The sequence below is a fragment of the Mitsuaria sp. MSU3D genome, from assembly GCF_056867975.1.
In genome coordinates, this window is the sequence record NZ_CP200314.1 from 6,125,748 (window position 1) to 6,151,331 (window position 25,584).

Sequence of the window (25,584 nt, forward strand, 5' to 3'; positions counted from 1 at the left end):
TCATTCCTTGATGGGCGTGCTGCACAGGGTCTTCATGACCATGTGGCCGAACATCAGGTGGACGTCTTCGCACATCTGCATGTCGAAGGAGTTCACCCAGACGCTGTGATCGCACATCGGCATCATCTTTCCGCCGTCGTAGCCGACCACGCCGAGGACCTTGCCGCCGGCGCGGCGGGCGGACTCGATGGCCTTCAGCACGTTGGGCGAGTTGCCGCTGCCGCTGACGGCGATCAGCAGATCGCCTTCGTCCATCAGGGCGTCCACCTGGCCGGCGAACACGTCCGCGTAGGACAGGTCATTGCCGTAGGCGGTGATCAGACCCATGTTGTCGCACAGGCACACGCCGCGGAACTTCTTGCCGGTGGCCAGATTGACCATCTTGTTCCAGTCGGTGATGTAGTGCGAGGCAGTCGAGGCGCTGCCGCCGTTGCCGCAGGTCAAGATCTTCTTGCCGCCTTCAAAGGCGGCGCGGACCATGTCGATGCCCTTCTGGAACGCGGCGGTGTCGAGCTGCTGCGCGAGACGGGTGTGGGCGGCCAGGTAGTTGGAGACGGTGAATTCGGTGGGCATGGAGGGGGTCATTCGGTGGGTTGGTAGAAAACGATCTGCGCGCCAGTGCGATCGAAGCGGAACTTTACGGGCTGCAGGTCGCCGAGCGCAGCGTTGATCTGCGCATGACGCTCCGGAGGAGCGTAGAACATCATGAAACCGCCGTTCCCGGCGCCGAGCAGTTTGCCGCCCAAGGCGCCGTTGGCCATGCCGGCGGTGTACCAGCCGTCGATCTGCGGGTCCGAGATGCCGGCGGTCAATTGGGCCTTGAGACGCCAGTTCTCGTCGAGCAGCGTGCCCAGGTGATCCAACGTGCCGGACTCCAGTTGCTCCTTCATTTCGAAGGCCAACTGGACCATCCTGCGCATCAGTGCTCGACGGTCGGTGGCCTGCATCGCCGCGGACTGGTTGGCCAGCACGGCGGATGCGCTACGGGTGCGACCGGTGAAGAACACCAGCGTCGAGTCTTCCATCTCCTGCAGCAGGCTGGGCTTGCAGATGACGGGGTCGACCGACACCGAGTCGTCCGGATGGAAACGGATCAGGTTCAAGCCGCCATACGCTGCAGCGTACTGGTCCTGCTTGCCGATGGGTTCGCCGCAGCGGTCGATCTCAATTTCGCAGGCCTGACGTGCGAGCGTCTCCTTCGAGGCGAATCGGTTGCGGTACGCATAAAGCGCGTTCAGCAGACCCACGGTGTAGGTGCTGGAGGATCCCAGGCCGGACCCCTTCGACGGGATATCCGCCATCGACGCGATCTCGATGCCGCCGTCGATGCCGACAACGTCCAGCGCCTGACGCACCAGCGGATGCTCGATCTCATGCCGCGACTGGACGTCCTCGGTCTTGGTATAGCTGAGCCGTATGCGTCCGTCGAATTTCTTGTTGACGCAGATGTACATGTACTTGTCGATCGATGTCGACAGCACGGCGCCAATCTCTTCGCGGTAGTAGGCGGGCAGGTCACTGCCGCCACCTACGAAACTCATCCGCAAAGGTGTCTTGCTGACAATCACTTATTTCTCCCAATCAATCACATGGTCCGCGTCATCTGCGGACTTACGGATTGTCGCGGATTCGTCTACGGCTCGGCTTTCCAGAAGTTCATCGATCTTCTCCGCCGGATAGCCGCGGGACGCGTAGTCGTCCTTGAGCCGCTGAACGCGGATCTCCTCCGATTCGGCGATGAACAGGCGCAGGGTGCGCTCCTGCGCCGCGAGCGAGCTCAAATACAGCGCTGGCACACCCTCCACGATCAGGACGTCGGCGGTACCCACTGAGTGACGCTCGGCATGAGGCGAGGCCGAGCGCGCGAAGCGGTCGTAGACCGGCTCGTCGAACTCGACGCGTTGCTTCGCCGAGGCAATCTCGGACAGTTGTCTTTCTGCGGTGGGCAGGTCGTAGCGATCCAGCACGCCGGTTCCCTCTCCGCGCTGAGCCCCCGGCTTGAGCCACCCGTCCAGCGACATGACGTGGGCCTGTTTTCCCAGGAACGCCAGCAGCTCCTTGAGCACCTGCGCCGCGGAGGATTTTCCCGAGCGCGCCAGACCGCCGATCAGGACGACGCGGCGGTTCAGCGCCTGGACGGCGATCGGGGCCAGGCGTTGGCGGGCGCGGTCGTGGCCCACGGTGATCCATTGCACCGCGTCGACCAGACTGTTGGCGACATAGTCGGGGCGACCGGGGAGTTTGGCGTCGCCGCCCGCGTGTCCCGTGTGCAGCAACACGGTGCGCACGCCGGCGCGGCGACCGGATTCCACGTCTGCAGTCGTGTCGCCGACCATCCAGGAGTCGGCGCGGGAGATGGCCAGATCGCGCGACGCCTGCTCGATCATGCCGGCCGCAGGCTTGCGGCATTCGCAGACGATCTTCAGCGCCGGCACCTCGCCGTCGAAGCCCTTGTCCGGATGATGCGGACAGTAGTAGATGGCGTCGAGGTAGGCGCGTTGCGTGCCGAGCAGGCTTTCAAGCCGGGCGTGGATGTGATGCAGGCCGTCGACCGTGATGTCGCCGCGAGCGATGACGGGCTGGTTGGTCGTCAGGACGGCCAGCACGCCCGCGCGATTGAGCTGCCGCACGGCTTCGCCGACACCAGGCAGCAGCTCGATCTGTTCGGGCGATTTCAGGTGATTGACCTCACGATTCAGGGTGCCATCGCGATCCAGGAACACGGCCTTGCGCAGGCCGCGCCAGGACAAGCGCTCCGGCAACCCCACCTCGATGTCGCGCTCGACCTTGTCGAGGCGGTCGGGCGTGCCCATGTCCTTGATGTACTCGGGCGTCACGTAGCCGCGCAGGCAGAGGCCCGCCGTGAGCATCGCGGGGAACATGTGCTTGGCGATGTCGGCCTTGCCGGTCTCGGGCGTGACCGAGGTCAGCACCTCGTTTCGGACGGCATAAAGCGCGGCATTGACCAGGTTGCGCAGGTTTTGGCCTTCCGGATGCGGATAGGGATGGATGCCGCGCACGAGTCCCCGGTCATCGATGTCGACGAGGTCGGAGTCGTAGGGATGGTCGTTCGGGTGCAGGAACAGCGTGGCGTTGGCGTCCGACGCCAGATGCGCGTCGAAGAACCGGCGCAGATCGATGTCCAGGTAGGTGTCGCCGTAGAGGAGCAGGAATTGCGGCGTGAGCGCATGCAGCGCATCGCGCAGCGCGCCCGAGGTACCGCGCGGCGTCTCCTCGACCTCGTAGCGGATGCGGACGCCGAAGCGTGAACCGTCCCCGAAGAAGTCGGAGATCGCTTCGTGCCGATGATGGACCAGCAGCGCGATGTCGCTGAATCCGTGCTTGCGGCAGAGTTCGATCTGATGCTGCAGCACCGGCTTGCCCATCACCGGGACCATGGGCTTGGGCAGGTCGCCGGATCGGCTGGCGAGGCGGGTGCCCTGGCCGCCCGCGAGGATGGCGACGTTGCAGAGGAACGAAGGGGACGATGTCATGGTGGTGTTCATCGACGGACGCGGAGGAGCATGAGGCGGAAGACCGACTCCTGCACGGAAGGGGGAAGGATCGACCAGGTGCCGATGCACACGATGCCGGCGATACGGCGGAAGACGTGCCGGAGGCTGAAATTGCGCAAGCGCGCGCGGAGATTGAATTTCCAGTGGTCCCGATGCCGGCGCGTCTGCGCCTGGCGGTACTTGACCAGGACTTGCGGCAGGTTCGCAAACTTGACGCCCCGATTGAGCCATCGCAGCCACAGGTCCAGGTCTTCCGCGAACCGGAAGGACGTGTCATAGCCGCCGTGCTGCTTGGCGATCTCGGCCCGGTACATGACCGTCGGATGGGCGAGCGTGGTCGTGAACTGCAGCTTTCGCGCGATGTCGTCGGAACGCTCCGGATAGTGGCGCACGGCCGTCGGGTGCCCGGATTCGTCGATCAACTGGAGGCCGGCACCGACGACGCCGATCTCCGGGTGGGCATCCATGAAAGCGACCTGATCCGCCAGACGCTCGGGCAGGCAGAGATCGTCCGAATCGAATCGCGCCAGCAGTTCCCCGCGGGCCATGGAGATGGCCAGGTTCAGGCTGCCGGGCAGGCGAAGGCGTTCGGTCGGATGGACATAGCGGAAGCGGGCGTCGCGCGCGCAGATCCGCTCGCACGCCTGGGCGGCCTCGGGGCGCGTGCTCTCGTCGACGACGATGCACTCGAAATCGGTGAAGGTCTGCGCCATCACGCTGGACAGGCTCTGCTCCAGGATGTGTTCCGGCTCGTTGAAGGCCGGCACCAGGAGCGTCACCTTGGGGGAGTCAGCCATGCGACACGCCTGCCGGGAAGCCTTCCTGCGTCGCGATCTGGTCAATGGCGTAACGCACCGCGTCGGCGGAGTTCCGGCTCGGGGACCAGCCGGCCTCGCGCAGACGCTCGACCGAGTACTGGAACTTCGGCACGTCGCCGACCCAGCCCTTGTTGCCGACGCCGAAGTGGAGGGCCGCCTCCGGGCTCACGCGCTCGGCGACCGACTGGGCGATGAAGCGCACCGTCACGCCGTCGTCGACGGGGCCGATGTTGACCGGGAAGATCTTGGGAAGCTGCGTGGCGCCGCGGATGTGCATCATGGCTTCCACGAGATCGGACACGTGCAGATAGGCCTTCTGCTGCGTGCCGTCGCCCAGCACGTCGAGGCGGCCGGCGTCGGTCTTGAGCTTGTTGATGAAGTCCAGGATCACGCCGTGGGTCGCGGGGGCGCCGACGACGTTGGGGAAGCGGAACAGGTTGGCGCGCGCCAGGTAGGACTCTGCCGCTGCGGAGATGAGGGCCTCGGACGCCAGCTTCATCGCGCCGTAGTTCGAGATCGGCAGCAGCGGCCCGATGGCTTCGTGCAGCGGTACGCCGCCGAGATCGCCGTAGATGGCCGAGCTGGAGGCGAAGTGCAGGGCGGGAATCTTGTGGATCTTCATCGCTTCTAGCAGCGAGAAGGTCGTCATGAAGGTATCGCGGAAGTCGACGTTGGCGTCCATGACGCCGGCGGGGATGTCGGAGTTGGCGGCCAGGTGCCAGACCTCATCGACAGTGCCGAGCTTCGCGGCGGCTTCGAAGGCCTGCAGGGTCGCGGCGCGGTCGGACAGATCCAGCTGGATGAAGTGCACGCGTCCGGACGCCACTTCGCGCGCGGCGTCGAGGTACTCCTCGCGACCGCGGCACAGGTTGTCCAGGACCATCAGATGACGGTCTTCCTTGGCGAGCAGCGGCAGCAGGTTGCAGCCGACGAAGCCGGCGCCACCGGCGATGATGGAAACGTTCATTTGAGATTGATCCGAATACGAGGTTGGACGACGGCAATGGCGATCAGCTCGCCAGCCCTTTCTCTTTGAGCTCCGCCATGGCGCGGGCCGGATCGGCCGTCACGATGGGTTGCGTGCAGACCCAGGCGGCGAATCGGCCAAGCCCTTCATCGATGTCGATGGACGCTTCGAAGTTCAGCTGCGCCTTCGCCGCCGAGGTGTCCGCGAAGCAATGACGAATGTCTCCAACCCGGAAATCACCGGAGATGCGCAACGCCGAGTCGCTCTTGAGGATGGATCGGAGTTTGCTCGCAATGGCCATCACGGACGTTGGCTTCCCGGTCCCCACGTTGAACACGCGATAACCGGCGGACTCTCCGCGCAGCGAGATCTCGATGGCGCGCACGACATCGGACACATGGATGAAGTCGCGGGATTCCTCGCCGTCCTCGAAGACATTGATCTCCTTGTTCTGGCGGAAGAGGTTCGAGAAGATCGAGAGGATGCCGGTGTAGGGGTTTTTCAGCGACTGGCCTTCGCCATACACGTTCTGGAAACGCAGCGCATCGATGGCCATGCCATACCCATCGGCGACGATGCGGCAATAGAGTTCGGTCGAATACTTGGTCGCGGCGTAGATCGACGCGGGCGAGATGGCGTGTTGCTCGGCCGTGCCGATCGCGTGCAGCGCGGAGCCATCCGCAGCTCGGTGGTCCCATTGCTTCGCGCCAAGATCGCGTGGCGACCGCGGAGGCGGGAAGTGAAGTGTGCCGTCGGCGGCGGAGTAAGAGCCTTCGCCGTAGACGGAACGGCTCGAGGCGAACACGAACTTCTTGAGACGATGCCGATGTTGGGAGGCGACCTCCAGCAGCAGTGCGGAGCCCGACACGTTGATGTGCGAGTACTTGTTGATCTCGTACATGGACTGGCCAGTGCCAGTCTCGGCGGCAAGATGGACGATTGCGTCGGACTGCGCGACCAGGCTCCTGATGAGGGCCTCGTCGTTGACGTCGCCGCGGACGAGGGTCGTGTTGGAGAGGTTCTTGAGCAGCACTGGCCAATCAGCGTTCTCGCCATGGATCTGCGGTGACAGGTTGTCCAGCACCAAGATCGAATCGCCCGCGCGGACCAGCGCGTCCGCGAGCTTCAGTCCGATGAAACCGGCGCCACCGGTGATCAGAATATTCATTTCATCCCCCTGTTCAGATTGTTTGCGTACGTCGAGCTGAGCCCGCCCTTGATGCCGGACATCACGCCCGAAAGAAATTGCTTGTTTCTCTTGATCGAACCCTTGAACAAGAAATTCTTGAACGGGAGGAAGAAGAAGCGCGCCATCAGCAGCGCATTCGGAAAGTTGAAGGCACCGTGTTTGCGGATCAGGTAGGCGGTGTTGATCCCCTGCATGTGCAGCCGCATGGGGGAGGATCGGTTCATGGCGCCAAATACGGTCTGTTCGGGCTCGCCCAACTGATGGCCAATGTGGACGCCCTCGATTTGGCTGACACGCCCGCCGGTCTTGAAAAGACGGTACGAAAAGTCCCAGTCTCCGTAATCCATGAAGAGCTTTTCGTCGAACCAGTCGGGCAGGAGCTTCTGGATACGTTCGCGTGACAGGATCGACGTGGATTCCTTCGCAAGAATCAACTGGTGGTTCAGCGGCGAAACGAAGTTCTTCTTGTCGTATACCGTGACGCACACGGTTGTCGCGTCGTTCGAGAAGCATTGCCCGGCTTTGGAAACGAACGCTCTCACATTCTCAGGCGTGATCTCGCTGTCCTGATTCCAGAGCCAGAAGTGGCTGTACGTCTGCTTCTGAGCGATCACCAGGTTGTATGAAGCGAGCGTGCCCAGATTGCGACCGGAATCGATGACAGAGGCCTGGTATGGGCCTGACGGCACATCGAGCTTGATCGTGCCGCCATTGTTCACCACCACGACGTCCCCGGCCTCCAGGAGCGAGGAGACCAATGAGGAGAGCCGCTCGTCGTTTGGAAAGTACGCGCAGACGATTGAAAGAACCTTGTCCATGGAGCGAAAGATCAACCGTGATGTTGAGGGGATGCGTGCCTCGGAAGACGCGATCCGATGAAATGAATCGCCATCAAGCCCAGGGTAATGAATGAGAAGATGACGAACGATTTGACGAAGACTGACAGTCCGAGACTCCAACCTGTGCGGAAACAATCCCGCATGTAATACGTAACCACCAGCAAAGCGATGCCAGCGGCGAAGTTCCTGGCGGACGCCCTTGCCAGCAGCACGAACGCGAGCGCTCCACCGATCACACCCAGGCCAGCCCAGTCCCCGAAATAGAAGATCGCCTCGGCAACGGGATTTCCCGCCAGCCCGATCTCCAGACCGGCAGCGTTGCTAATGACGTCCGAGTACCACTCCGTCGGTCCCGTGTAGGTGCTGCCCGTGTAGCCCAGCGCGGAAGGAATGCTCTGCCAGGAGATCGTGAACTCGCCGAGCATCGCGGCGATCGACTGCACGGGATCGTTCTGGAAGTCGGAGTAGAAGGTGAAACGGAGCGCCAGCAGGGTCCCGACCATTGCGGCAAAGGCGATCAGGATCGCTTTGCGGGATACGCGCGAGTTCCAGGTCAGGATGAATAGATAGGTCAGCAGGTGAGTGGCGTAGTTGTGCTTCGAGAAAACCACTTCAAACAGGATAGGGGCGACGAAGAAAAGGACCCCCCATCCCCGCATGCCGGCTTTGAGGCTTGCGACCAAGAACAGGCAAAGCAGGATGTTGTACTTCAGGCGCAAGCCGTATTCGGCGTTGAGCTCCTCGTATGCCGCGTGTGCCGCGACCTTGTCGAAGTAGATCAAGGTTTCGAGGCCACGCAGCGCATTGGCGAAGAAGTATGTGGAGAGCAGGATCGTCAGCCATGCGATCACCTGGGCGAAGCCTCGGTCAAGCCTCAGTGCGTCGCTGCGGATGACGATGTCACGAGGAACCAGCAGGACGATCAGGAAGGTACAAACCGAGTACATAGCGCCCAGCGCGAAATCGGACGGGGCAACCGGGGCGAGCGCCAGCACCTCCCGAACACTGGTGACGAAAGCCAGCGGGAGGATGAGATAGAGGAAGCACAGGCTTCCTGCAATCAGCCGAAACGGGACGGTCAGGTTCACAGGGTCTCGATGGCCTCAACGACGGCGCGATCGAAGTCTTCCTTGCGGCACAGATAACCTTGGGTCAAATAGCTCTCGCAGAGGGACAGTGCCTGCTGCTCGAGGTCCTTGTCCTGGAGTCGCGCCAGGATGTATTCGCTCAGTTGATTCAGGGTGCCGTCGACGTGGATGCCGGGCAGGTGGAATTCTGGCGGAGATTCAACGTAGGGCGACACGGGCATACACCCGCTGGCCATATGTTCGAAGGGGATCAACGAGGGGTTCGTCAGATTGAACGATACGCCGATGCGCGATCGCCGGTATACGTTCCCCAGAGCCTCCAGCGACGGAAGGGCGCCCAGGTGCTGGACGCGAGTCTTCGTCAGCCGTTTCGACAGAGTGGAGCCATAAAAGGCGATCCGGAGATCCGGCCGGGCCTTCAGAAGTGTCTCGGCCAGTTGATCGCAGACGAGTGCGCAGCGGCGTGGCAACTCGGGCTTGTGGAAGAACAGAACATCGATGTCACGCTCGACGACCGATTCCGCGCGGGCATGGTAGATCGCCGGATCGACAGGGAAAGGCAAGTAGGCCGTCTTGCCCGGAAGCTTCATCCATTTGCCGGAGGCGATGAAGGCTTCGGGGCCGACCTTGACCTTCGCAGCATGGTAATACCGGCTCGAGATCGGGAAGAACAACTCGTCGTAGTCCTGGATGATGTGATTCCAACGGGCCGGAAACTTCGCCAGAAGGTCGGGAAGGCTGAGGCTGAAGATGAAGCTCGTCGTCACATAGAGGTCCGCCCCCGTTGGCAAGGAGGGGGCGATGGGGCCCTTGAATCCGTACTCCTGGGTCAGCGCTGCATCCGTCTTTTCCGGATTCTGGATGTAGAGCTGGATCGATTTGCCGAGGTAGCTGGCAAGAGCGTTCACGATGCGCGCCACATTGCGAAGACCGCCGGAGCGCGGTTCCAGGCGATAGACCAGCACGACCATCGAGCCTGCCGTTGCGGGACCGCCAATGCGCAAGGTGTGATTCAGGCTTGCCGCACTGCGCTTGTAATCCGCAGCGACGTAAAGGTTCTTGAGCAAGTTAAGCATGATTACGGGAAGCGAAGACGACGAGCCCAGACATCAGAAGCAGTTGCGGGCAGATGTAGACCGCCAGCACGTCAACAGGATGCAGAGAAGGGAAGCGGGACGATGCAATCGCGACGGCGACCAAGGCGGTGCCGTTGATGGCGAGGATCCCTTTGGCATGGCGGGCTCCCAGCGAGATGGTCCCGTACGACAGCAGGCATCCGGACGCGAGATAGGCAAGGGCGATAAATGGCCCAGCCACTTCGAACACTGCGGCTGCGGAGACCGTTGCCATGGTGAGAAGAAAGCCACCCGCAACGATGCAGGCCAGCGGCCGGACCGTGCCTTTCACCCGCGCATAGAAGTACACCAGGCTCCCGCCGATGGCGATCGCCCGCTCCATCATCACGAAGTTGGCGACGGCGCCCGCGTCCTTCTCGTACGACACCATCGTGAGCATGACGAAGGAGGAGGCTGTGGGCAGCAGCTGTGACACGATCAGCGTCCACGCGTGCAGGCGTTCACCTTCGACGCCGGCAGGGCGGGCGTCCGGTGTGCGCCGTCGGTTCGCGAGCGCCGTCAGAAGGTACGGCAGGATTAGCAGCAGAAGAATGGCGCCGTCATCGATCGCAAGCCAATTGCCCCATGCCAGTACGGTCCAGACAGCGGTCGCCAGAATCGGTCCGCCGGCCGCCACCATCGACAGCTGGGTGGGAGCCCCCGCCAAGGCATCGCGATGCGTCACCAGGATGGCCGCGATGCCGAGCGCCAGCGCCATCGCCGGCGGCGCAATTCCCGTCCGCAGGCACACCCAGGTCAACAACGCGATGGAAGCGATCTTCAAACCCCAGATGCCGCTGCGGAACTGGGAATCAGACAACTGAACCGCCAGATTGGCTGTCAGCGAGAGCGCCGCGATGAACGCGGAGAAGAACAGGAGGTCCCGCGACCCCGTGCTCCGCACCGCAAACGAATAAAGCAGCGTCGAGTTGAAGAAGAGCAGCGCCTGATAGGCGATCCGGGCCTTCATGTCCACTCCAGCATTCGACGCAATCAGGCCCGGAAAGCTGCGTTCAGGCGCGCGACCGGCGGCGCAGCGCGGTCACGCAGAGCGCGGCCACGGCAACGAGCAGTCCGGCGATGAAGCCGGCAATCGCCAGTTGGAGTCGCTTGGGGCGGCTCTTCTTCTCAGGCGGCGTTGCGGCGTCCACGACCTGGATCAGGGTCCCGTCGCGTGCCTCGTCCATGCGCGACAGCTCGTACTGCTTCGCGTAGATCTCGAACAAGGACTCCTGGTACTTGTACTCGCGATAGGCCGTCGTGTAGTCCTGGTCGCCGGTCTTGTTCTCGGGGACTTCGATGCGTGCCAACTCGCGGCGCAGGCCGTCAATCACCGCAGACAGCTGCTGCACTTCCGGCGAGGCCTCCGTGCGCGAGCGGCGCAGCGCCGACAGCTTGACCTCATTGGCGGTCAATTCGGCTTTGGTCCGGGCATAGGTCTCGGCAGCGGCCTTGGGTTCGCTTCGCAGGTTCGCAGCCCGGAACCCGGTGTCCTGCAACTGGGTTTGCGCCTTGGTCAGCGCTGTGCGGGTGCCGTCGAGCTGTTGCTCGAAAAAGATGCGGCGCTGCTTGGCCTCGGTTAACGCCAGGGTGTTGTTGAGCTCGCGCAGCTCTTCGATGTAGACGTTGGCCATCTCCGCCGCCCGGGAAGGCAGGATGTCGTCCACTTCGACAACGATCAGGTTGTCCTTCTTTCCAGCCGTGATCCGCACATTGCGGTCAAGCTCCCGGCGAGCATCGACCTGGAACTTCTCGTCGTAGATCTCCATCAGGCCGAAGCGCTTGATGATGCGATCGCTGACGGTCTGGCTCTGCATGAGCGCGACGTATTGATCCGCCGGACTCTTGATGCCGGTGGCGGCCCCCGCCAGCGAGCCGATGGAGCCCAGCGACGCCAACGCGGCCATCGCTGAATTCTGCTGCTGCTGCGGACTGATGAAACTGGCGCGGGCGGTGAAGACCGGCTTCACGAGGAAGGTCGCGCCATAAGCCAGCACCGCGCCGCCGAGCGCGGCGCCGGCCAGTTGCTTCCAGCGCGGTGCGAGAAACTTGATGAACTCGAGCAAGCTCGGCGCCTCTGCCTCGGCCACTGTGTCCGCACGGTCCATGGTCTGAGAGTTGTTCAAGGAGGAGGGCATCAGTTGCGGATGGTCTTCAATGCCGCAGCACCCAGACCGAAGTTGGCCAGGATCTGCGTCCAATCCTTCGCGTCCTGGATGAACGTCGACTTGTTCATCTGTTCGGGCACGAAGACCGTGTCGCCCGGCAGCGCCGGCAGTCCGGCGAGGTTGGAGCCGAAGCCCAGCCAGCCGCTGCTCGACTGGCGCGCGCTGACGACCGTGCCGTTGGCGCGGATCACGAAGGCACCGCTGGCGTCCGCGCCGCGGGTCGGGCCGCCGGCCAGCTTCATCACGTCGTCGACGGAGGCGTCGTTCTGGAGCAGGAAGCTGCCCGCGTTGAACACGCTGCCGAACACGCCCACGGTCGTGGGCTTGGACGGGATCAGCAGGCGGTCACCATCCTCGACGGTCAGGGATGGCAGCGAGCGCGCATCGGACTCGAGCTGCAGGACCACCCGCCCGGTCGGGCGCACGGCGCGCAGACGGGCCACGAGGCGCTCGGTGCCGGCGGCACGCTGGGCGTTGCCGGCGGCCTCGTCGGCCGTCGTCGCGCGCTGCGTGCTGCTGTTCTTGGTGAACTCCGTCTCCAGGTCGCGCAGGGCCCGGTCGTAGTTTTCCTGCTGCGACTGACGGACGCTCTCACGCGAGAAGTCCGTGCCGAACACGTAGGCCTGCGACGTCAGGCCGCCGGCCGCCGCGATGGCGTCCTGCAGCGTGCTCGTCGGCGGCATCACGTACTCGCCGGGGCGTGCGACCTCGCCCTCCACCGTCACGCGCTTGAACTGCTTGCCCAGCGGCAGCGCCGTATTGACGCTGCTGAAGACGCGGAGGACGTCGCCATTGGCGGCCGCGGTCTTCAACTGGGCGGGGAATTGCAACTCCCGCACGCGGCGGTCGTTGCGGTCGCTCAACTGTTCGATCGACACGCGCGAGCGGTCGGCCACGGCGCTGAAGCCCCCGGCCATCGCCAGCACGTCGTCCACGGTCTCGCCCGGCTTGAGCTCGACGATCGACTGCTTGTTCACGCTGCCCAGCACGGCCACCTGCGGGCCGATCGGTCCGATGTGGATCACGTCCTCGGCCTGCAGCGCGCGGTCGCTGGCCTTGTCGCCCTTGAGCAGCAGGTCGTAGGCATCGAAGGCCGCGACGACCTGGCCGTTGCGGCGCAGCTCGATCTGGCGGAAGCTGCCGGCCGCCGACGGACCGCCGGCGCGGATCAGGCCGTTGACGATCGTGGCCAGGCTGCTGACCGTGTACGCGCCGGGCTTCCCGGTGAAACCGGTGACGTAGATGCGGATCGTGCGCAGCTTGCCCAGCGACGTGCTGACCTGGAAGTTCTTGAACACCTGCCCGAAGCGGGCGCGGACGACCTCGTTCAGGTCGCCGTAGCGCACGCCGGCGACCAGCACGGGGCCCACGCGGGGGATGGTCACGCGGCCGGCGCGGTCCACCGTCAGGCGCAGATCGGCATCCACCGAGCCCCAGGCGGTGACCTGGATCTCGTCGCCGATGCCGATCAGGTAGTCCGACGGCGCCTGGCGCGGTCCGTCGACCTCGGGGGGCTGGCCCTGTCCGCGCGAGCGGTCGTCGAGCATCAGGTCGGCGCCGAGTCGGCGCACGACGTTGTCGGCCGAGATCGTCGAGGTCTTGCCGATGCCGCTCATCTGTGACTGGGTCACGGTGCCGACTTCCGCCAGACCGACGTCGGAGCGACGCAGCTGCTCGAGCGTCAGCGGATCGGTCAGATCGATGCCCAGCAGCTTGTTGACGTAGATCTCGAATTCGCCCGGCACATACTTGGGCGACCGGCTCTGCGAGGCCTGCCCCAAGCCCTGCTGCTGTTGCTGCTGCTGGACGGCATCCTGCGCGTTGCGGTTCGTCGCATTCAGGCGGACGGGGCCGGACAGTTCGGAGCCCTGGTCCGAGGTGGTCTGACCGTAGTTCGTCGCCATCTGCGCGAAGGCCGGCGCCGCCATCAGGCAGGCCGCCAGGGCCGCCAGCACGGGCCTGATGGCGAACGGGCGGGCGCGAGTCATCGATGCCGGCGAAAGGGCGCGTTGGGCGCGAAGTTCCATGCGTGATCTCGTCTCAGATGAACTTGGCCGCCCGCGGCGTGCCTGATGATCAGGGCGTCGGAGCGACCAGCGGCGCATTCTATGGCAGCACTGTGGCGCCAAAACCGCCCCCGCGCGGAAGCCCGTCGTTACACTGCCGCCCATGTTGTATTTGCTCATCCCGTTTGCGCTGGCTGCGGCGATCACGCTCTATGTGGTGCACTCGTCGACGGTGCACGGCCACCTGTCCGCGGACCACGACCTGTCCGGCCCGCAGAAATTCCATGCCCGCCCTGTGCCGCGCATCGGTGGTGTCGGGATCTTCATAGGCCTGTGCGGCATGGTCGCGCTCGCCTATTTCCTCAAGCACCCGCAAGCCAAGACCGGGCTGCTGCTCCTGCTCTGCGGCCTGCCCGCCTTCGCCGCCGGCCTCATCGAGGACTTCACCAAGAAGGTCTCCCCGCGCGAGCGCCTGATCGCCACCGCGATCTCCGCCGGCCTGGGTTGCTGGCTGCTCCAGGCCATGATCTCGCGCACCGACATCCCCGGCCTCGACTTCATTGTCGGGACCACCGTCGGCGCGGTGGTCATCACCATCTTCGTCGTCGCCGGCGTGGCCAACTCGGTCAACATCATCGACGGCTTCAACGGCCTGTCCTCGATGTGCGTCAGCCTGATGCTGCTGACCCTCGCCTACGTGGCCTACCAGGTCGGCGACACCGAACTCGCGCTCTGGGCGCTCGCGGGCGTCGGCGCCATCCTCGGCTTCTTCGTCTGGAACTACCCCGCCGGCCTGATCTTCCTGGGCGACGGCGGCGCGTATTTCATGGGCTTCTATCTGGCGGAGATCGCCATCCTGCTGATCCACCGCCACCCGCAGGTGTCGCCGCTGTTCGCGCTGATGGTGTGCATCTATCCGGTGTTCGAGACGGTCTTCTCCATCTATCGCCGCCGCTTCCTGCGCAACACCAGCCCGGGCGATCCGGACGGCATCCATCTGCACTCGCTGATCTACCGCCGCCTGATGCGTTGGGCGATTGGCGCACGCGACGCGCGCCTGATGACGCGCCGCAATTCGATGACGGCGCCCTATCTCTGGACGCTGTGCCTCTCGTCGCTGGCGCCGGCGCTGCTGTTCTGGGACTCGACGCCGATGATCGCCGCGTGCATGGTGCTGTTCGGGGTGGCGTACGTCGCGCTGTACTGGCGCATCGTGCGATTCCGGACGCCGAAGTGGATGGTGTTCCGCGGCGACCAGCGCAAGCTCACTGATCGCTCCACGCAGTGATCCCTCGCCGGTCCGCATGCGCGGATCGGTGGTTTCCCGGGGCTTTCAAGGGCTTGGAGGATAATCCGCCGCTTATGACAGAAACCACCCCGACGCCAAACCCTCTTTTCGACACGCTGCCGCTGGACCCCAAGCTGTTGCGCGCCGTGTCCGATCAGGGCTACGCGACGATGACGCCCATCCAGGCCAAGGCGATCCCGATCGTCCTCGCCGGCCGCGATGTGATGGGCGCCGCGCAGACCGGCACCGGCAAGACCGCCGCGTTCTCGATCCCGCTGCTGCAGCGCATGCTCAAGCACGAGAACGCCTCGATGTCGCCCGCCCGCCACCCGGTGCGCGCGCTGGTGCTGGCCCCGACCCGCGAACTCGCCGACCAGGTCGCCAACAACGTCAAGGCCTACGCCAAGCACACGCAACTGCGCGTGGCCTGCGTCTTCGGCGGCATCGACATGAAGCCCCAGACGCTGCAGCTGAAAGGCGGCGTCGAGGTCCTGATCGCCACGCCGGGCCGCCTGCTCGACCACATCGAGGCCAAGAACGCCGTGCTGAACCACGTCGAGTACGTGGTGCTCGACGAGGCCGACCGGATGCTGGACATCGGCTTCCTGCCCGATCTGCAACGCATCCTGAGCTACCTGCCCAAGGCGCGTCAGACGCTGCTGTTCTCGGCGACGTTCTCGCCCGAGATCAAGCGGCTGGCGCAGAGCTACCTGCAGGATCCGGAGCTGGTGGAGGTTGCCCGCCCGAACGCGACAGCCTCGACCGTCGAGCAGCGCTTCTTCAGCGTCGACGACGACGACAAGCGTGCCGCCGTCAAGCAGTTGCTGCGCCAGCGCGAGATCCGGCAGGCGATCGTGTTCGTGAACTCCAAGCTCGGCGCGGCACGCCTGGCGCGCTCCTTCGAGCGCGACGGCCTGAGGACCGCTGCCCTGCACGGTGACAAGTCGCAGGACGAGCGCCTGAAGTCGCTGGACGCGTTCAAGCGCGGCGAAGTGGACCTGCTGGTCGCAACCGATGTGGCCGCCCGCGGCCTGGACATCGCCGACCTGCCGGCTGTCTTCAACTTCGACGTCCCGTTCAATGCCGAGGACTACGTGCATCGCATCGGTCGTACCGGCCGCGCGGGCGCATCGGGCCTGGCCTTCACGCTGGTGACCAAGGGCGATGCGCGCCTGGTCGGTGAGATCGAGAAGCTCATCAAGCGCAAGCTGGATCTGGAGCCGATCGAACTCGAGGGCGAACGCCGTCGCTTCGACGGTGATCGCGGCGAGCGTGGTGACCGTGCCCCGCGCGCCGAGCGCACCGAACGCCCGCCGCAAGGCGAGCGGACGGAACGAAGCTCGCAAGGCGAGGGCAGTGGGGAGCGTCGCGACTTCCGCCGAGAGCGCGAAGATCGGCGAGACGAGGCCTACGGATCGCATGGCTCGCACGCGCACGCACCGGCGCGTGCGCCGCGCCAGGCGTACGACCCGCTGTTCGACAAGCCTTACGAGGCCACGCAGGGAGGCGATGTGCCGGCCTGGGAAAAGGGCCCGGCGAACGCGCCGCGCGGCGGCCTGTCGGCCAACATCAAGCCGAAGAAGAAGGTCGCGGCGCTGTTCGGCGCCAAGCGGCCGCCGGTCACGGCCGACAGCGAATCCTGATCGGCGTGTTCTGATCGGTATGCCCTGATCAGCGAGCTCTGATCAGCGCATGCCGAGGATCGCGAACACCGCCGGTACCTTTTCCGGCAGCGCCTTCGGCGCCTGACGCCATTGCTCCACCGTGGCCGTGTGCGTCCATGCGTCCTTCAGGCTCAGCCCGCAACTGACCGACAGCAGCGAGCCCGGCTTCAGCGCCGCCAGCAGCGCCTGCAGCAGCGCGCCGTTGCGATACGGCGTCTCGATCATCAGCTGCGTCTGCTGCTCGCGCGCCGAGAAGCTGTCCAGCGCCTTGATGCGCGCCGTGCGTTCGGCCGCGTCCAGCGGGAGATAACCGACGAAGGCGAAGCTCTGGCCGTTCAGTCCGCTGGCGGCGAGCGCCATCAGCAGCGAGCTCGGTCCGGTCAGCGGCACGACCTGCACCTTCGCTGCGTGGGCTGCTGCGACCAGCTTCGCGCCCGGATCCGCCACGGCAGGCATGCCCGCCTCGGAGATCAGGCCGATGTCGTGACCGGCCATCGCCGGTTCCAGCAGCGCCAGCCAGAGTTTCTCCTCGCTGGACGAGCTCGTCGCGGCGCCTGCTGCGGGGCCGCGGCCCTTGGGCGGGCGCGGCAATTCCTCGATGTGCTGCTCCTGCAGCGGCAACGCCAGCGGATGGATCGCACCGACACGCTTCAGGAAGGCGCGCGTGGTCTTGGCGTTCTCGGCGGCCCAGTGCGTGATCGAGGCGGCGCGTACGAGCACCGCGTCCGGAAGGACCTCGCGCAGGTCGACCTCCTGGCCGTTCATGCCGAAGTCGAGGGTGTTGGGAACGAGGAAGAGGCGGCCGCGGGTCATTGTTGTTCTCTGAAAGGCTGATTCAAGGAAACGGGTTCAGGGCAGCAGGCTCAGCACGTCCAGCCCGCCCCGACGCAGCAGTGCGGCGGTGCGGATCAGAGGCAAGCCGATCAGCGCGGTCGGGTCGTCGGAGTCGATCGCATCGAGCAGCGCGATGCCCAGGCCTTCGGCCTTGGCGCTGCCGGCGCAGTCGTACGGTTGTTCGGCGCGGAGGTAGCGCTCGATGTCGGCATCGCTCAGGTTGCGGAAGCGGACGCGCACTGGCGCGAGGTCCTCCGCGACAAAGCCCGTCGCCTCACAGACCACGGCCAGCGCCGTCTGGAACACGACGGTGCGGCCACGCATCGCGCGCAGCTGTTCGACGGCGCGCTCGTGCGTGCCCGGCTTGCCGATCGGTTGTCCGTCCAGGTCGGCGACCTGATCCGAGCCGATCACCAGCGCCTGCGGGAAACGCGCCGCCACCGCCCGGGCCTTGGCCATGGCCAGGCGGCGCGCGAGGGCCTCCGGCGTTTCGCCTGGTTGCGGGGTCTCGTCGACGTCGGGCGCTGCCGTCTCGAACGGCAGCCGCAGGCGCTCCAGCAAGTCGCGCCGGTAGCGGGAGGTCGAGCCCAGGACGAGCGGGCGAGCGGGCGGGGAGGCGGCGGTCATGGGCCGGGATTGTCCCATCGGGGCGGAGGCCGCTCGTACACTTGCGCCCCATGAAACCGCGTTCGTTCGATCCATTGAAGCTCGATGTCGGAGTCTTTGCCCGCGAGGGCGGCACGCTGGAGGGCGAGTGGCCCGCGACCAGCCTGACGCGCCTGGCAGAAGCTGCCGCGCCCGAGTCCGATCCGGCCCAATGGCCGCCCGTGTCCTGGTCCACCCATGGCGAGTTGCGCACACCCAAAGGCGGCGAGCCGCAGGCGTGGCTGGAGCTGACCGCCGAGGCGCAGGTCGCGGTGACCTGCCAGCGCTGCCTTCAGCCGGTGCGCGAAGATCTGGCGGTGTCGCGCTGGTTCCGCTTCGTCAAGGACGAGGACATGGCGGCGGAAATGGACATGGACTCGGACGACGACGTCCTGGCCCTGCCGCGCCACCTGGACCTGCGCGAACTGATCGAGGACGAGCTGCTGCTGACCTTGCCGGTCGTGCCGCGCCACGACGTGTGCCCGGAGCCGCTGCCGCACGCGAATGTCGAGGAAGACGAGGTGCCGGCGGAGGAGCGGCCGAATCCGTTCGCGGCGCTGGCGGCCTTGAAGAAGGGCTCCGGCGGCAAGGCTTGAGGCCTGGGCGGCGCCCCTGCGAAGCATTTCGGTACGCCGGAATTGCGAGCTCATCGGGTGCTGTGCTATAGTTTCCGGCTTTCCCGGATAGAAGTGCGTCCATGTGAATCAACGTGGGTGCGCGGCACCGGGACCGAGGCGTCGGTAGCGGAGCGTCCTCGTCGGGGAGCATCCTCGTCGGATCCGCGGCACAGCTCGAGTTCTCTCGAGAGCCCGAGCAACCTCGAATCACCAGCCAGCCGAAGCCTTTAGGAGAATCCATCATGGCCGTTCAGCAAAACAAGAAGTCCCCGTCGAAGCGTGGCATGCACCGCTCGCACAACGCCCTGGTCACCCCGGGCACCGCGATCGAGCCGACCACCGGTGAAGTGCATCTGCGTCACCACATCAGCCCCAACGGCTTCTATCGTGGCCGCAAGGTGCTGAAGACCAAGGCCGACGCCGCCTGATCGATTCGATCAGCCGGTCCGGAGGGCTCCCGCAGGCCTCCGCCTGGTCGCACAAACAAGACAAGCCCGGTTCCGCATCACGCGTTGCCGGGCTTTCGCATTTCCGATCCTTCCTCCGGAAGGGTTCCCTTGTCGCGCACGCTTCTTGCGAGGTCGCTACAGTCGCACCTTCGACCGGTGTTCTTCTCAGGTTTCGATGACCGCAATTCCCGCCACCCGCTCATCGCCTTCCGCCGAGCCGCTCCGCCTGTCGGTGGACTGCATGGGAGGCGATCATGGCCCCGCCGTCACGCTCCCGGCATGCCAGGCCTTCCTCGCTGCGCACCCGCAGGCGGAACTCGTGCTGGTCGGTCTGCCCGACGCCCTCAAGGCGGCTGAATCCTGGCCCCGCACCCGGATCGTTGCGGCCAGCGAGGTCGTCAGCATGGACGATTCCATCGAGGTCGCCCTGCGGCGCAAGAAGGATTCATCGATGCGGGTGGCGCTCTCGCAGCTCAAGCCGGCCAAGGACGGCACCCCCGCGCAGGCGCATGCGTGCGTCTCGGCGGGCAATACCGGCGCGCTGATGGCGGTCGCCAAGTACCTGCTGAAGACGCTCGAGGGCATTGATCGCCCGGCCATCGCCACCGTGATGCCCAACCAGATCGGCGGCTTCACCACGGTGCTGGACCTCGGTGCCAACGTCGATTGCGGCCCGGAACACCTGCTGCAGTTCGCGGTGATGGGCAGCGCGCTCGTGTCGGCGGTGGATGGCAAGGAGAACCCGACGGTCGGCCTGCTGAACATCGGCGAGGAAATGATCAAGGGCAACGAGACGATCAAGCGCGCCGGCGAACTGCTGCGCGAGGCCGCCTCGCATGACCAGTTGAATTTCCACGGCAACGTGGAAGGCAACGACATCTTCAAGGGCACGACGGACATCGTCGTCTGCGACGGTTTCGTCGGGAACGTGGCGCTGAAGACGGCCGAGGGCCTGGCCAGCATGATCTCCAGCTTCATCAAGGCGGAGTTCACCCGCAGCTGGTGGACGAAGGCGATCGCGCTGCTGGCGATGCCGGTGCTGCAGCGGTTCAAGGACCGCGTCGACCATCGCCGCTTCAACGGCGCCGCGCTGCTGGGGCTGCGCGGCCTGGTCTTCAAGAGCCACGGTTCGGCCGATGCCTTCGCTTTCGAGCAGGCATTGAACCGGGCGTATGATGCGGCCCGCAACCGGCTCCTAGACCGGGTTCACGATCGCATCGTCGCGACGCTGCAGGCGCTACCCGTGCCTGCCAATGAGGAGGGCGGCGATGCAGGAGACACGGCGGCCGCCGCCGCCCACGCTGCATGACCACTGCTTCCACGCGCCACGCCCGCATCCTCGGTACGGGCAGCTACCTGCCCGCGAACCGCGTCACCAATTCGGCCCTGGCGGAACGCCTGGCCCGCGACGGGATCGAGACCTCCCATGACTGGATCGTCGAACGGACCGGCATCCACGCCCGTCACTTCGCCGACCCGCACGTCACCGCCAGCGACCTGGCCCTGCCGGCTTCGCTCGCCGCGCTCGAATCCGCCGGCGTGCGCGCCGAGGAGATCGACCTGATCATCGTCGCCACGTCCACGCCGGACATGGTGTTCCCCTCGACCGCCTGCCTGCTGCAGCAGAAGCTCGGCATCCACGGCTGCGCCGCCTTCGACGTGCAGGCCGTGTGCTCGGGCTTCGTCTACGCGCTGACGGTGGCCGATTCGATGATCAAGACCGGCGCCGCGACGAAGGCGCTGGTGGTTGGCGCCGAGGTGTTCTCGCGCATCCTCGACTTCAAGGACCGCACGACCTGCGTGCTGTTCGGCGACGGCGCCGGCGCCGTGGTGGTCGGTGCCAGCGACGAGCCCGGTATCCTCGCCAGCGAACTGCACGCCGACGGCCGCCACGTCGACATCCTCTGCACGCCGGGCACCGTGTCCGGCGGTGAAGTCCTGGGCCATCCGCTGCTGAAGATGGACGGCCAGGCGGTGTTCAAGCTGGCGGTCGGCGTGCTTGAGAAAGTCGCTCGCTCGGTCCTCGACAAGGCCGGACGCACCGATGCCGACATCGACTGGCTGATTCCGCACCAGGCCAACATCCGCATCATGCAGGGCACGGCCAAGAAGCTGAAGATGCCGCTGGACAAGCTGATCGCGACCGTCGACGAGCACGGCAACACGTCCGCCGCGTCGATTCCGCTGGCTTTCGACGTCGCGGTGCGCGCCGGCAAGATCAAGCGCGGCGACACGGTGATGCTGGAAGGCGTCGGCGGCGGCTTCACCTGGGGCGCGGTGCTGCTGGACTTCTGATTCCCGAAGCCGTTCCGGCGCCGGATCGTGGTGGCCGGATCCGCTCGCGCAACGGCGGCACCCGAGGTGCCGCGCTGCTGTCACGCGCGCTTCTCCCTCCTCGTAGATAGTCTCGGACTCGAACCATGAGCAAGAACTTCGCAATCGTCTTTCCCGGCCAGGGCTCGCAGTCGGTCGGCATGCTGGACGCCTGGGGCGATCATCCGGAAGTCGTCCGCACCTTGGCGGAGGCCTCGGCCGCGCTGGGCGAAGACATCGGCGCATTGATCAAGAACGGTCCGAAGGAACAGCTGGATCTGACGACCAACACCCAGCCGGTGATGCTGACCGCCGGCATCGCCTGCTACCGCGCCTGGATGGCCGAGACCGGCCTGGTCCCCGCCGCCGCCGCCGGCCACTCGCTGGGCGAGTACACGGCGCTGGTCGCCGCGGGCGCGCTGAGCTTGGCCGACGCGCTGCCGCTGGTGCGCTTCCGCGCCCAGGCGATGCAGGAGGCCGTGCCCGTGGGGACCGGCGCGATGTCGGCCATCCTGGGCCTGGACGCCGCCGTCGTCCGCGAGGTCTGCCAGAAGATCGCCGCCGAATCGGGCGAGGTCGTCGAGGCCGTCAACTTCAACGACCCGAAGCAGACGGTGATCGCCGGCTCGAAGGCCGGCGTGGAGAAGGCCAACGAGGCCCTCAAGGCCGCCGGCGCGAAGCGCGCGCTGCCGCTGCCGGTGTCGGCGCCGTTCCATTCCAGCCTGATGAAGCCGGCCGCCGAGCGCCTGCGCGAGAAGCTCGCCGCGGTGCCGTTCCAGTCCGCCGCCTTCCCCGTGATCAACAACATCGACGTCGCCGTGACCGACGACGCCCAGGCGCTGCGCGACGCGCTGTTCCGCCAGGCCTTCGGTCCGGTGCGCTGGGTCGAGGTCGTGCAGGCGCTCAAGGCGCGCGGCCTGACGACCGTCATCGAATGCGGTCCCGGCAAGGTGCTGGCCGGCATGGCCAAGCGCATCGACGCCGACCTGGTCAGCGCCACGGTGCTGGACCCGGCTTCGCTGGCCGAAGCCAAGGCGCTGCTGGTCTGAGCCGGCGTCTTCTTCTTTCCGAATCCCTTCCGAGGTTTCCCATGTCCGACAACAAGCCCGACAACAAGCACGTGGCGCTGGTGACCGGCGCCAGCCGTGGCATCGGCCGCGCGATCGCGCTGACGCTGGCCCAGAAGGGCTTCGTCGTGATCGGCACCGCGACCAGCGACTCCGGCGCCCAGGCCATCACTGAAGCGCTGGCGCCGCACGGCGGCCGCGGCGCGGTCCTGAACGTCAACGACGGCGCGGCCGTCGACGCGCTGATCGATTCGATCGTCAAGCAGGACGGCGGCATCCAGGTGCTGGTCAACAACGCCGGCATCACGAAGGACATGCTGTCCATGCGCATGAAGGACGAGGACTGGGACGCCGTCCTGGACACGAACCTGAAGGCCGTGTTCCGCGCCAGCCGCGCCGTGATGCGCCCGATGATGAAGCAGCGCTACGGCCGCATCATCAACATCACCTCGGTGGTGGGCGCGTCCGGCAATGCCGGCCAGGCCAACTACGCGGCGGCCAAGGCTGGCGTCGCGGGCATGACGCGTGCCCTGGCCCGTGAGCTCGGCAGCCGCTCGGTCACCGTCAACTGCGTGGCTCCCGGCTTCATCGCCACGGACATGACCGAGGTGCTGCCCGAGGCGCAGAAGACCGCGCTGCTGGCCCAGATCCCGGCCGGCCGCCTGGGTGATCCGGCCGAGATCGCCCATGCCGTGGCGTTCCTGGCTTCCCCGGAGGCCAGCTACATCACGGGCGTGGAGCTGCACGTCAACGGCGGCATGTACATGAATTGAGGTGGACGCCGCCCCCAGTGGGCGGGCCACCCACCGGATTCACCCGGCCGGTGTAGGGCTGATAGAGTGCGAGCGCGCGCCGTATCCATCGTGGAAGACGCGCCTCGGGAGGTCCGACTAGGGGCGCCACTCTAAGGCCTTAGAATCCCGGGTTGTTCTAGCAAACCACCCCCTCCTGGAGGAGTCATGAGCGATATCGAAGCACGTGTCAAGAAAATCATCGCCGAGCAGCTCGGCGTGCCCGAAGCCGATGTGACCAATGAAAAGGCCTTCGTCGCCGATCTGGGCGCTGATTCTCTGGACACCGTGGAACTGGTGATGGCCCTCGAAGACGAGTTCGGCATCGAGATCCCGGACGAAGAGGCCGAGAAGATCACCACCGTGCAGCTGGCCATCGACTACGCGGTCAAGCACCAGAAGGCGTAAGCAAGCAGCATGAGCCGTCGTCGCGTCGTCGTCACCGGACTCGGCCTGATCTCGCCCGTGGGCAACACGGTCGAGCAGGGCTGGGCCAACATCGTGGCCGGTCGGTCCGGCATCGACACCATCACCCGTTTCGATGCCAGCGTCTTGTCTTGCCACTTCGCGGGCGAGGTCAAGGACTTCAAGGTGGATGAATACATCCCCGCGAAGGAAGCCCGGCACATGGACACGTTCATCCATTACGGGCTGGCCGCCTCGCTGCAGGCGGTCCGCGACGCGGGTCTGCCCACCGGCGACGCGCTGAGCCCGGAACTGGCGGAGCGCATCGGCGTGCTCGTCGGCTCGGGCATCGGTGGTCTGCCGATGATCGAGGAGACCCATGCGGAACTGACCAATCGCGGCCCGCGCCGCATCAGTCCGTTCTTCGTGCCGGCCTCGATCATCAACATGATCTCGGGCCACGTCTCGATCCAGTGCGGCTTCAAGGGCCCGAACCTGGCCATCGTGACGGCGTGCACGACGGGTCTGCACAGCATCGGCACGGCCGGTCGCATGATCGAGGCGGGCGACGCCGACGTCATGGTCGCGGGCGGTTCGGAATCGACGGTGTCGCCGCTGGGCGTCGGCGGTTTCGCCGCGGCCCGCGCGCTGTCCACCCGCAACGACGACCCCAAGACCGCGTCCCGCCCCTGGGACAAGGATCGAGACGGCTTCGTGCTGGGTGAAGGTGCCGGCGTGCTGGTGCTCGAAGAGTACGAACACGCCAAGAAGCGCGGCGCCAAGATCTATGCGGAGCTGGTCGGCTTCGGCATGAGCGCGGACGCGTATCACATGACCGCCCCCGACGTGGACGGCCCGACGCGCTCGATGCGCAACGCGCTGCGCAACGCCGGCCTGAACGCGGACCAGATCCAGTACATGAACGCGCACGGCACGTCCACGCCGCTGGGCGACGCCAACGAGACCAACGCGATCAAGCAGGCCTTCGGCTCGCATGCAAAGAGCGGCCTGGTGGTGTCGTCGACGAAGTCGATGACCGGCCACCTGCTGGGCGGCGCGGGCGGCATCGAGTCCGTCTTCACCGTCAAGGCGCTGCACGATCAGGTCGCGCCGCCGACGATCAACATCTTCAACCAGGATCCCGAGTGCGACCTGGACTACTGCGCCAACGAGGCGCGGAAGATGCCGATCGAGTACGCCGCGAAGAACAACTTCGGTTTCGGCGGCACGAACGGGACGCTGATCTTCAAGCGGGTCTGATCGCCTGAGCTGCTGATCGCCTCAAGCGCTCAAGCACAATCACAAGCTCGATCAGGACGGCGACCCATGACGCCGGACCGATCGACATCACGCCGGGCTGCTGCCCGGCGTTTTTCATTGGCGGACGATCCGCGCTGGGTGCGCGTTCAGCGCGCGACGCTGTGCGGCGGCGTGGCCGCGGCGCTTGTCGCGGTGGCGCTTCACGCGGGCGTCGCCGATGGCATCGGGCCGTGGCTCGGCCTTGTGCTCGCGAGCCTGGCGGGCGCCGCGCTGCCGGTCCGCGAACCGGCACGGGCCGTGTTGCGATGGGACGGCGCGCAATGGTGGTGGCAACGCGCGGGAGAGCCGCTTGCCATCACGCCGGACGTCGTCATCGACCTCGAACAGTGGATGCTGCTGCGGCTGAATGCCGCGATCGACGCTGAAGGCGTTCGGGGTCGCAAGCCGCCGGAGCGCTGGATCGCCCTGTCGCGCAGCGCGCACGAAGCGCAATGGGCACCGCTGCGCCTCCACCTGTTCCTCGCTGCAGGCTGACACCATGTCCTT

General features: G+C 65.8%; 25 protein-coding genes. 11 read left to right on the forward strand and 14 right to left on the reverse strand.

Translation table 11 applies throughout. The features are described 5' to 3' along the window. The 12 genes from AC1VNM_RS26975 to AC1VNM_RS27030 are packed head-to-tail and all read right to left on the reverse strand — an operon-like array spanning position 1 to position 13,687. Positions 1–573 carry a D-sedoheptulose-7-phosphate isomerase gene (locus tag AC1VNM_RS26975; RefSeq protein WP_483108949.1) on the reverse strand — a complete coding sequence of 191 codons (573 nt, stop codon included), beginning with the start codon at positions 571–573 and terminating at the stop codon, positions 1–3. A gap of 8 nt (positions 574–581) precedes the next feature. After that, a complete protein-coding gene (locus AC1VNM_RS26980; RefSeq protein ID WP_483108950.1) occupies positions 582–1,541 on the reverse strand; it encodes a GHMP family kinase ATP-binding protein in 960 nt (319 codons plus the stop codon). A 27-nt stretch (positions 1,542–1,568) separates the two neighbouring features. After that, complete coding sequence (locus AC1VNM_RS26985; RefSeq protein ID WP_483109338.1) at positions 1,569–3,506, reverse strand: HAD-IIIA family hydrolase; 1,938 nt, start codon at positions 3,504–3,506, stop codon at positions 1,569–1,571. Beyond that, on the reverse strand, positions 3,503–4,312 hold the full coding sequence (locus tag AC1VNM_RS26990; RefSeq protein ID WP_483108951.1) for a glycosyltransferase: 810 nt from the start codon (positions 4,310–4,312) through the stop codon (positions 3,503–3,505). Before AC1VNM_RS26990 ends, AC1VNM_RS26985 begins: the two co-directional genes overlap by 4 nt. Then, complete coding sequence (locus AC1VNM_RS26995; protein ID WP_483108952.1) at positions 4,305–5,300, reverse strand: NAD-dependent epimerase/dehydratase family protein; 996 nt, start codon at positions 5,298–5,300, stop codon at positions 4,305–4,307. The genes AC1VNM_RS26990 and AC1VNM_RS26995 overlap by 8 nt, the downstream gene beginning before the upstream one ends. 43 nt (positions 5,301–5,343) lie before the next feature. After that, positions 5,344–6,468, reverse strand: a complete 1,125-nt coding sequence (locus AC1VNM_RS27000; protein WP_483108953.1) for an NAD-dependent epimerase/dehydratase family protein — start codon at positions 6,466–6,468, stop codon at positions 5,344–5,346. Next, the gene (locus AC1VNM_RS27005) at positions 6,465–7,307 is read right to left on the reverse strand and encodes a glycosyltransferase family protein (protein ID WP_483108954.1); all 843 of its coding nucleotides are present in this window, start codon (positions 7,305–7,307) and stop codon (positions 6,465–6,467) included. Before AC1VNM_RS27005 ends, AC1VNM_RS27000 begins: the two co-directional genes overlap by 4 nt. Before the next feature lie 11 nt (positions 7,308–7,318). Next, positions 7,319–8,416: a hypothetical protein gene (locus AC1VNM_RS27010; protein ID WP_483108955.1), complete on the reverse strand. Its 1,098-nt coding sequence runs from the start codon at positions 8,414–8,416 to the stop codon at positions 7,319–7,321. After that, positions 8,413–9,483, reverse strand: coding sequence for a rhamnosyltransferase WsaF family glycosyltransferase (locus AC1VNM_RS27015; RefSeq protein WP_483108956.1), 1,071 nt, complete (start codon positions 9,481–9,483; stop codon positions 8,413–8,415). Before AC1VNM_RS27015 ends, AC1VNM_RS27010 begins: the two co-directional genes overlap by 4 nt. 1 nt (position 9,484) lies before the next feature. Then, positions 9,485–10,501: a hypothetical protein gene (locus AC1VNM_RS27020; RefSeq protein WP_483108957.1), complete on the reverse strand. Its 1,017-nt coding sequence runs from the start codon at positions 10,499–10,501 to the stop codon at positions 9,485–9,487. A 43-nt stretch (positions 10,502–10,544) separates the two neighbouring features. Beyond that, the gene (locus AC1VNM_RS27025; protein WP_483108958.1) at positions 10,545–11,732 is read right to left on the reverse strand and encodes a GumC domain-containing protein; all 1,188 of its coding nucleotides are present in this window, start codon (positions 11,730–11,732) and stop codon (positions 10,545–10,547) included. Further along, on the reverse strand, positions 11,669–13,687 hold the full coding sequence (locus tag AC1VNM_RS27030) for an SLBB domain-containing protein (protein ID WP_483108959.1): 2,019 nt from the start codon (positions 13,685–13,687) through the stop codon (positions 11,669–11,671). The genes AC1VNM_RS27025 and AC1VNM_RS27030 overlap by 64 nt, the downstream gene beginning before the upstream one ends. A 181-nt stretch (positions 13,688–13,868) precedes the next feature. Here AC1VNM_RS27030 and AC1VNM_RS27035 point away from each other — a divergent pair, with 181 nt between their 5' ends. After that, complete coding sequence (locus tag AC1VNM_RS27035) at positions 13,869–14,993, forward strand: MraY family glycosyltransferase (protein ID WP_483108960.1); 1,125 nt, start codon at positions 13,869–13,871, stop codon at positions 14,991–14,993. A 74-nt stretch (positions 14,994–15,067) separates the two neighbouring features. After that, positions 15,068–16,636 (forward strand): DEAD/DEAH box helicase, encoded by a 1,569-nt coding sequence (locus AC1VNM_RS27040; RefSeq protein ID WP_483108961.1) that lies wholly within the window; start codon positions 15,068–15,070, stop codon positions 16,634–16,636. A gap of 42 nt (positions 16,637–16,678) precedes the next feature. Here AC1VNM_RS27040 and AC1VNM_RS27045 read toward each other — a convergent pair whose 3' ends face one another. Next, entirely contained in the window at positions 16,679–17,470 is a 792-nt protein-coding gene (locus AC1VNM_RS27045) for an SAM-dependent methyltransferase (RefSeq protein ID WP_483108962.1), read from the reverse strand. Between the two features lie 36 nt (positions 17,471–17,506). After that, on the reverse strand, positions 17,507–18,118 hold the full coding sequence (locus AC1VNM_RS27050) for a Maf family nucleotide pyrophosphatase (RefSeq protein WP_483108963.1): 612 nt from the start codon (positions 18,116–18,118) through the stop codon (positions 17,507–17,509). Between the two features lie 50 nt (positions 18,119–18,168). Here AC1VNM_RS27050 and AC1VNM_RS27055 point away from each other — a divergent pair, with 50 nt between their 5' ends. From AC1VNM_RS27055 to AC1VNM_RS27095, 9 genes are all read left to right on the forward strand, one after another. Then, complete coding sequence (locus AC1VNM_RS27055; RefSeq protein ID WP_483108964.1) at positions 18,169–18,732, forward strand: YceD family protein; 564 nt, start codon at positions 18,169–18,171, stop codon at positions 18,730–18,732. Between the two features lie 263 nt (positions 18,733–18,995). Next, entirely contained in the window at positions 18,996–19,181 is a 186-nt protein-coding gene (gene rpmF / locus AC1VNM_RS27060) for a 50S ribosomal protein L32 (RefSeq protein ID WP_067065736.1), read from the forward strand. Between the two features lie 196 nt (positions 19,182–19,377). Beyond that, complete coding sequence (plsX, locus tag AC1VNM_RS27065) at positions 19,378–20,511, forward strand: phosphate acyltransferase PlsX (protein WP_483108965.1); 1,134 nt, start codon at positions 19,378–19,380, stop codon at positions 20,509–20,511. Beyond that, entirely contained in the window at positions 20,508–21,497 is a 990-nt protein-coding gene (locus AC1VNM_RS27070; RefSeq protein ID WP_483108966.1) for a beta-ketoacyl-ACP synthase III, read from the forward strand. Before plsX ends, AC1VNM_RS27070 begins: the two co-directional genes overlap by 4 nt. Positions 21,498–21,622: 125 nt before the next feature. Further along, positions 21,623–22,564: an ACP S-malonyltransferase gene (fabD, locus tag AC1VNM_RS27075; protein WP_483108967.1), complete on the forward strand. Its 942-nt coding sequence runs from the start codon at positions 21,623–21,625 to the stop codon at positions 22,562–22,564. Between the two features lie 41 nt (positions 22,565–22,605). Next, the gene (fabG, locus tag AC1VNM_RS27080; protein ID WP_483108968.1) at positions 22,606–23,355 is read left to right on the forward strand and encodes a 3-oxoacyl-ACP reductase FabG; all 750 of its coding nucleotides are present in this window, start codon (positions 22,606–22,608) and stop codon (positions 23,353–23,355) included. Between the two features lie 186 nt (positions 23,356–23,541). Further along, positions 23,542–23,781: an acyl carrier protein gene (gene acpP, locus AC1VNM_RS27085; protein WP_058936430.1), complete on the forward strand. Its 240-nt coding sequence runs from the start codon at positions 23,542–23,544 to the stop codon at positions 23,779–23,781. Between the two features lie 9 nt (positions 23,782–23,790). Then, complete coding sequence (gene fabF / locus AC1VNM_RS27090) at positions 23,791–25,038, forward strand: beta-ketoacyl-ACP synthase II (protein ID WP_483108969.1); 1,248 nt, start codon at positions 23,791–23,793, stop codon at positions 25,036–25,038. Positions 25,039–25,104: 66 nt separating this feature from the next. Next, complete coding sequence (locus AC1VNM_RS27095; protein ID WP_483108970.1) at positions 25,105–25,572, forward strand: hypothetical protein; 468 nt, start codon at positions 25,105–25,107, stop codon at positions 25,570–25,572. Positions 25,573–25,584: the final 12 nt, after the last annotated feature.

Bases quoted from the DNA above. Each gene is read 5' to 3' on its own strand.
- fabG (WP_483108968.1), top strand. From the start codon at position 22,606: ATGTCCGACAACAAGCCCGACAACAAGCACGTGGCGCTGGTGACCGGC.
- AC1VNM_RS26975 (WP_483108949.1), bottom strand. From the start codon at position 573: ATGCCCACCGAATTCACCGTCTCCAACTACCTGGCCGCCCACACCCGT.
- AC1VNM_RS27055 (WP_483108964.1), top strand. From the start codon at position 18,169: ATGAAACCGCGTTCGTTCGATCCATTGAAGCTCGATGTCGGAGTCTTT.
- AC1VNM_RS27050 (WP_483108963.1), bottom strand. From the start codon at position 18,118: ATGACCGCCGCCTCCCCGCCCGCTCGCCCGCTCGTCCTGGGCTCGACC.
- AC1VNM_RS27030 (WP_483108959.1), bottom strand. From the start codon at position 13,687: ATGACTCGCGCCCGCCCGTTCGCCATCAGGCCCGTGCTGGCGGCCCTG.
- AC1VNM_RS26985 (WP_483109338.1), bottom strand. From the start codon at position 3,506: ATGAACACCACCATGACATCGTCCCCTTCGTTCCTCTGCAACGTCGCC.
- AC1VNM_RS27005 (WP_483108954.1), bottom strand. From the start codon at position 7,307: ATGGACAAGGTTCTTTCAATCGTCTGCGCGTACTTTCCAAACGACGAG.
- AC1VNM_RS27000 (WP_483108953.1), bottom strand. From the start codon at position 6,468: ATGAATATTCTGATCACCGGTGGCGCCGGTTTCATCGGACTGAAGCTC.
- AC1VNM_RS27045 (WP_483108962.1), bottom strand. From the start codon at position 17,470: ATGACCCGCGGCCGCCTCTTCCTCGTTCCCAACACCCTCGACTTCGGC.
- AC1VNM_RS27070 (WP_483108966.1), top strand. From the start codon at position 20,508: ATGACCACTGCTTCCACGCGCCACGCCCGCATCCTCGGTACGGGCAGC.
- AC1VNM_RS27020 (WP_483108957.1), bottom strand. From the start codon at position 10,501: ATGAAGGCCCGGATCGCCTATCAGGCGCTGCTCTTCTTCAACTCGACG.
- acpP (WP_058936430.1), top strand. From the start codon at position 23,542: ATGAGCGATATCGAAGCACGTGTCAAGAAAATCATCGCCGAGCAGCTC.
- AC1VNM_RS26980 (WP_483108950.1), bottom strand. From the start codon at position 1,541: ATGAGTTTCGTAGGTGGCGGCAGTGACCTGCCCGCCTACTACCGCGAA.
- rpmF (WP_067065736.1), top strand. From the start codon at position 18,996: ATGGCCGTTCAGCAAAACAAGAAGTCCCCGTCGAAGCGTGGCATGCAC.
- fabD (WP_483108967.1), top strand. From the start codon at position 21,623: ATGAGCAAGAACTTCGCAATCGTCTTTCCCGGCCAGGGCTCGCAGTCG.
- fabF (WP_483108969.1), top strand. From the start codon at position 23,791: ATGAGCCGTCGTCGCGTCGTCGTCACCGGACTCGGCCTGATCTCGCCC.
- plsX (WP_483108965.1), top strand. From the start codon at position 19,378: ATGACCGCAATTCCCGCCACCCGCTCATCGCCTTCCGCCGAGCCGCTC.
- AC1VNM_RS27035 (WP_483108960.1), top strand. From the start codon at position 13,869: ATGTTGTATTTGCTCATCCCGTTTGCGCTGGCTGCGGCGATCACGCTC.
- AC1VNM_RS27040 (WP_483108961.1), top strand. From the start codon at position 15,068: ATGACAGAAACCACCCCGACGCCAAACCCTCTTTTCGACACGCTGCCG.
- AC1VNM_RS27095 (WP_483108970.1), top strand. From the start codon at position 25,105: ATGACGCCGGACCGATCGACATCACGCCGGGCTGCTGCCCGGCGTTTT.
- AC1VNM_RS26995 (WP_483108952.1), bottom strand. From the start codon at position 5,300: ATGAACGTTTCCATCATCGCCGGTGGCGCCGGCTTCGTCGGCTGCAAC.
- AC1VNM_RS26990 (WP_483108951.1), bottom strand. From the start codon at position 4,312: ATGGCTGACTCCCCCAAGGTGACGCTCCTGGTGCCGGCCTTCAACGAG.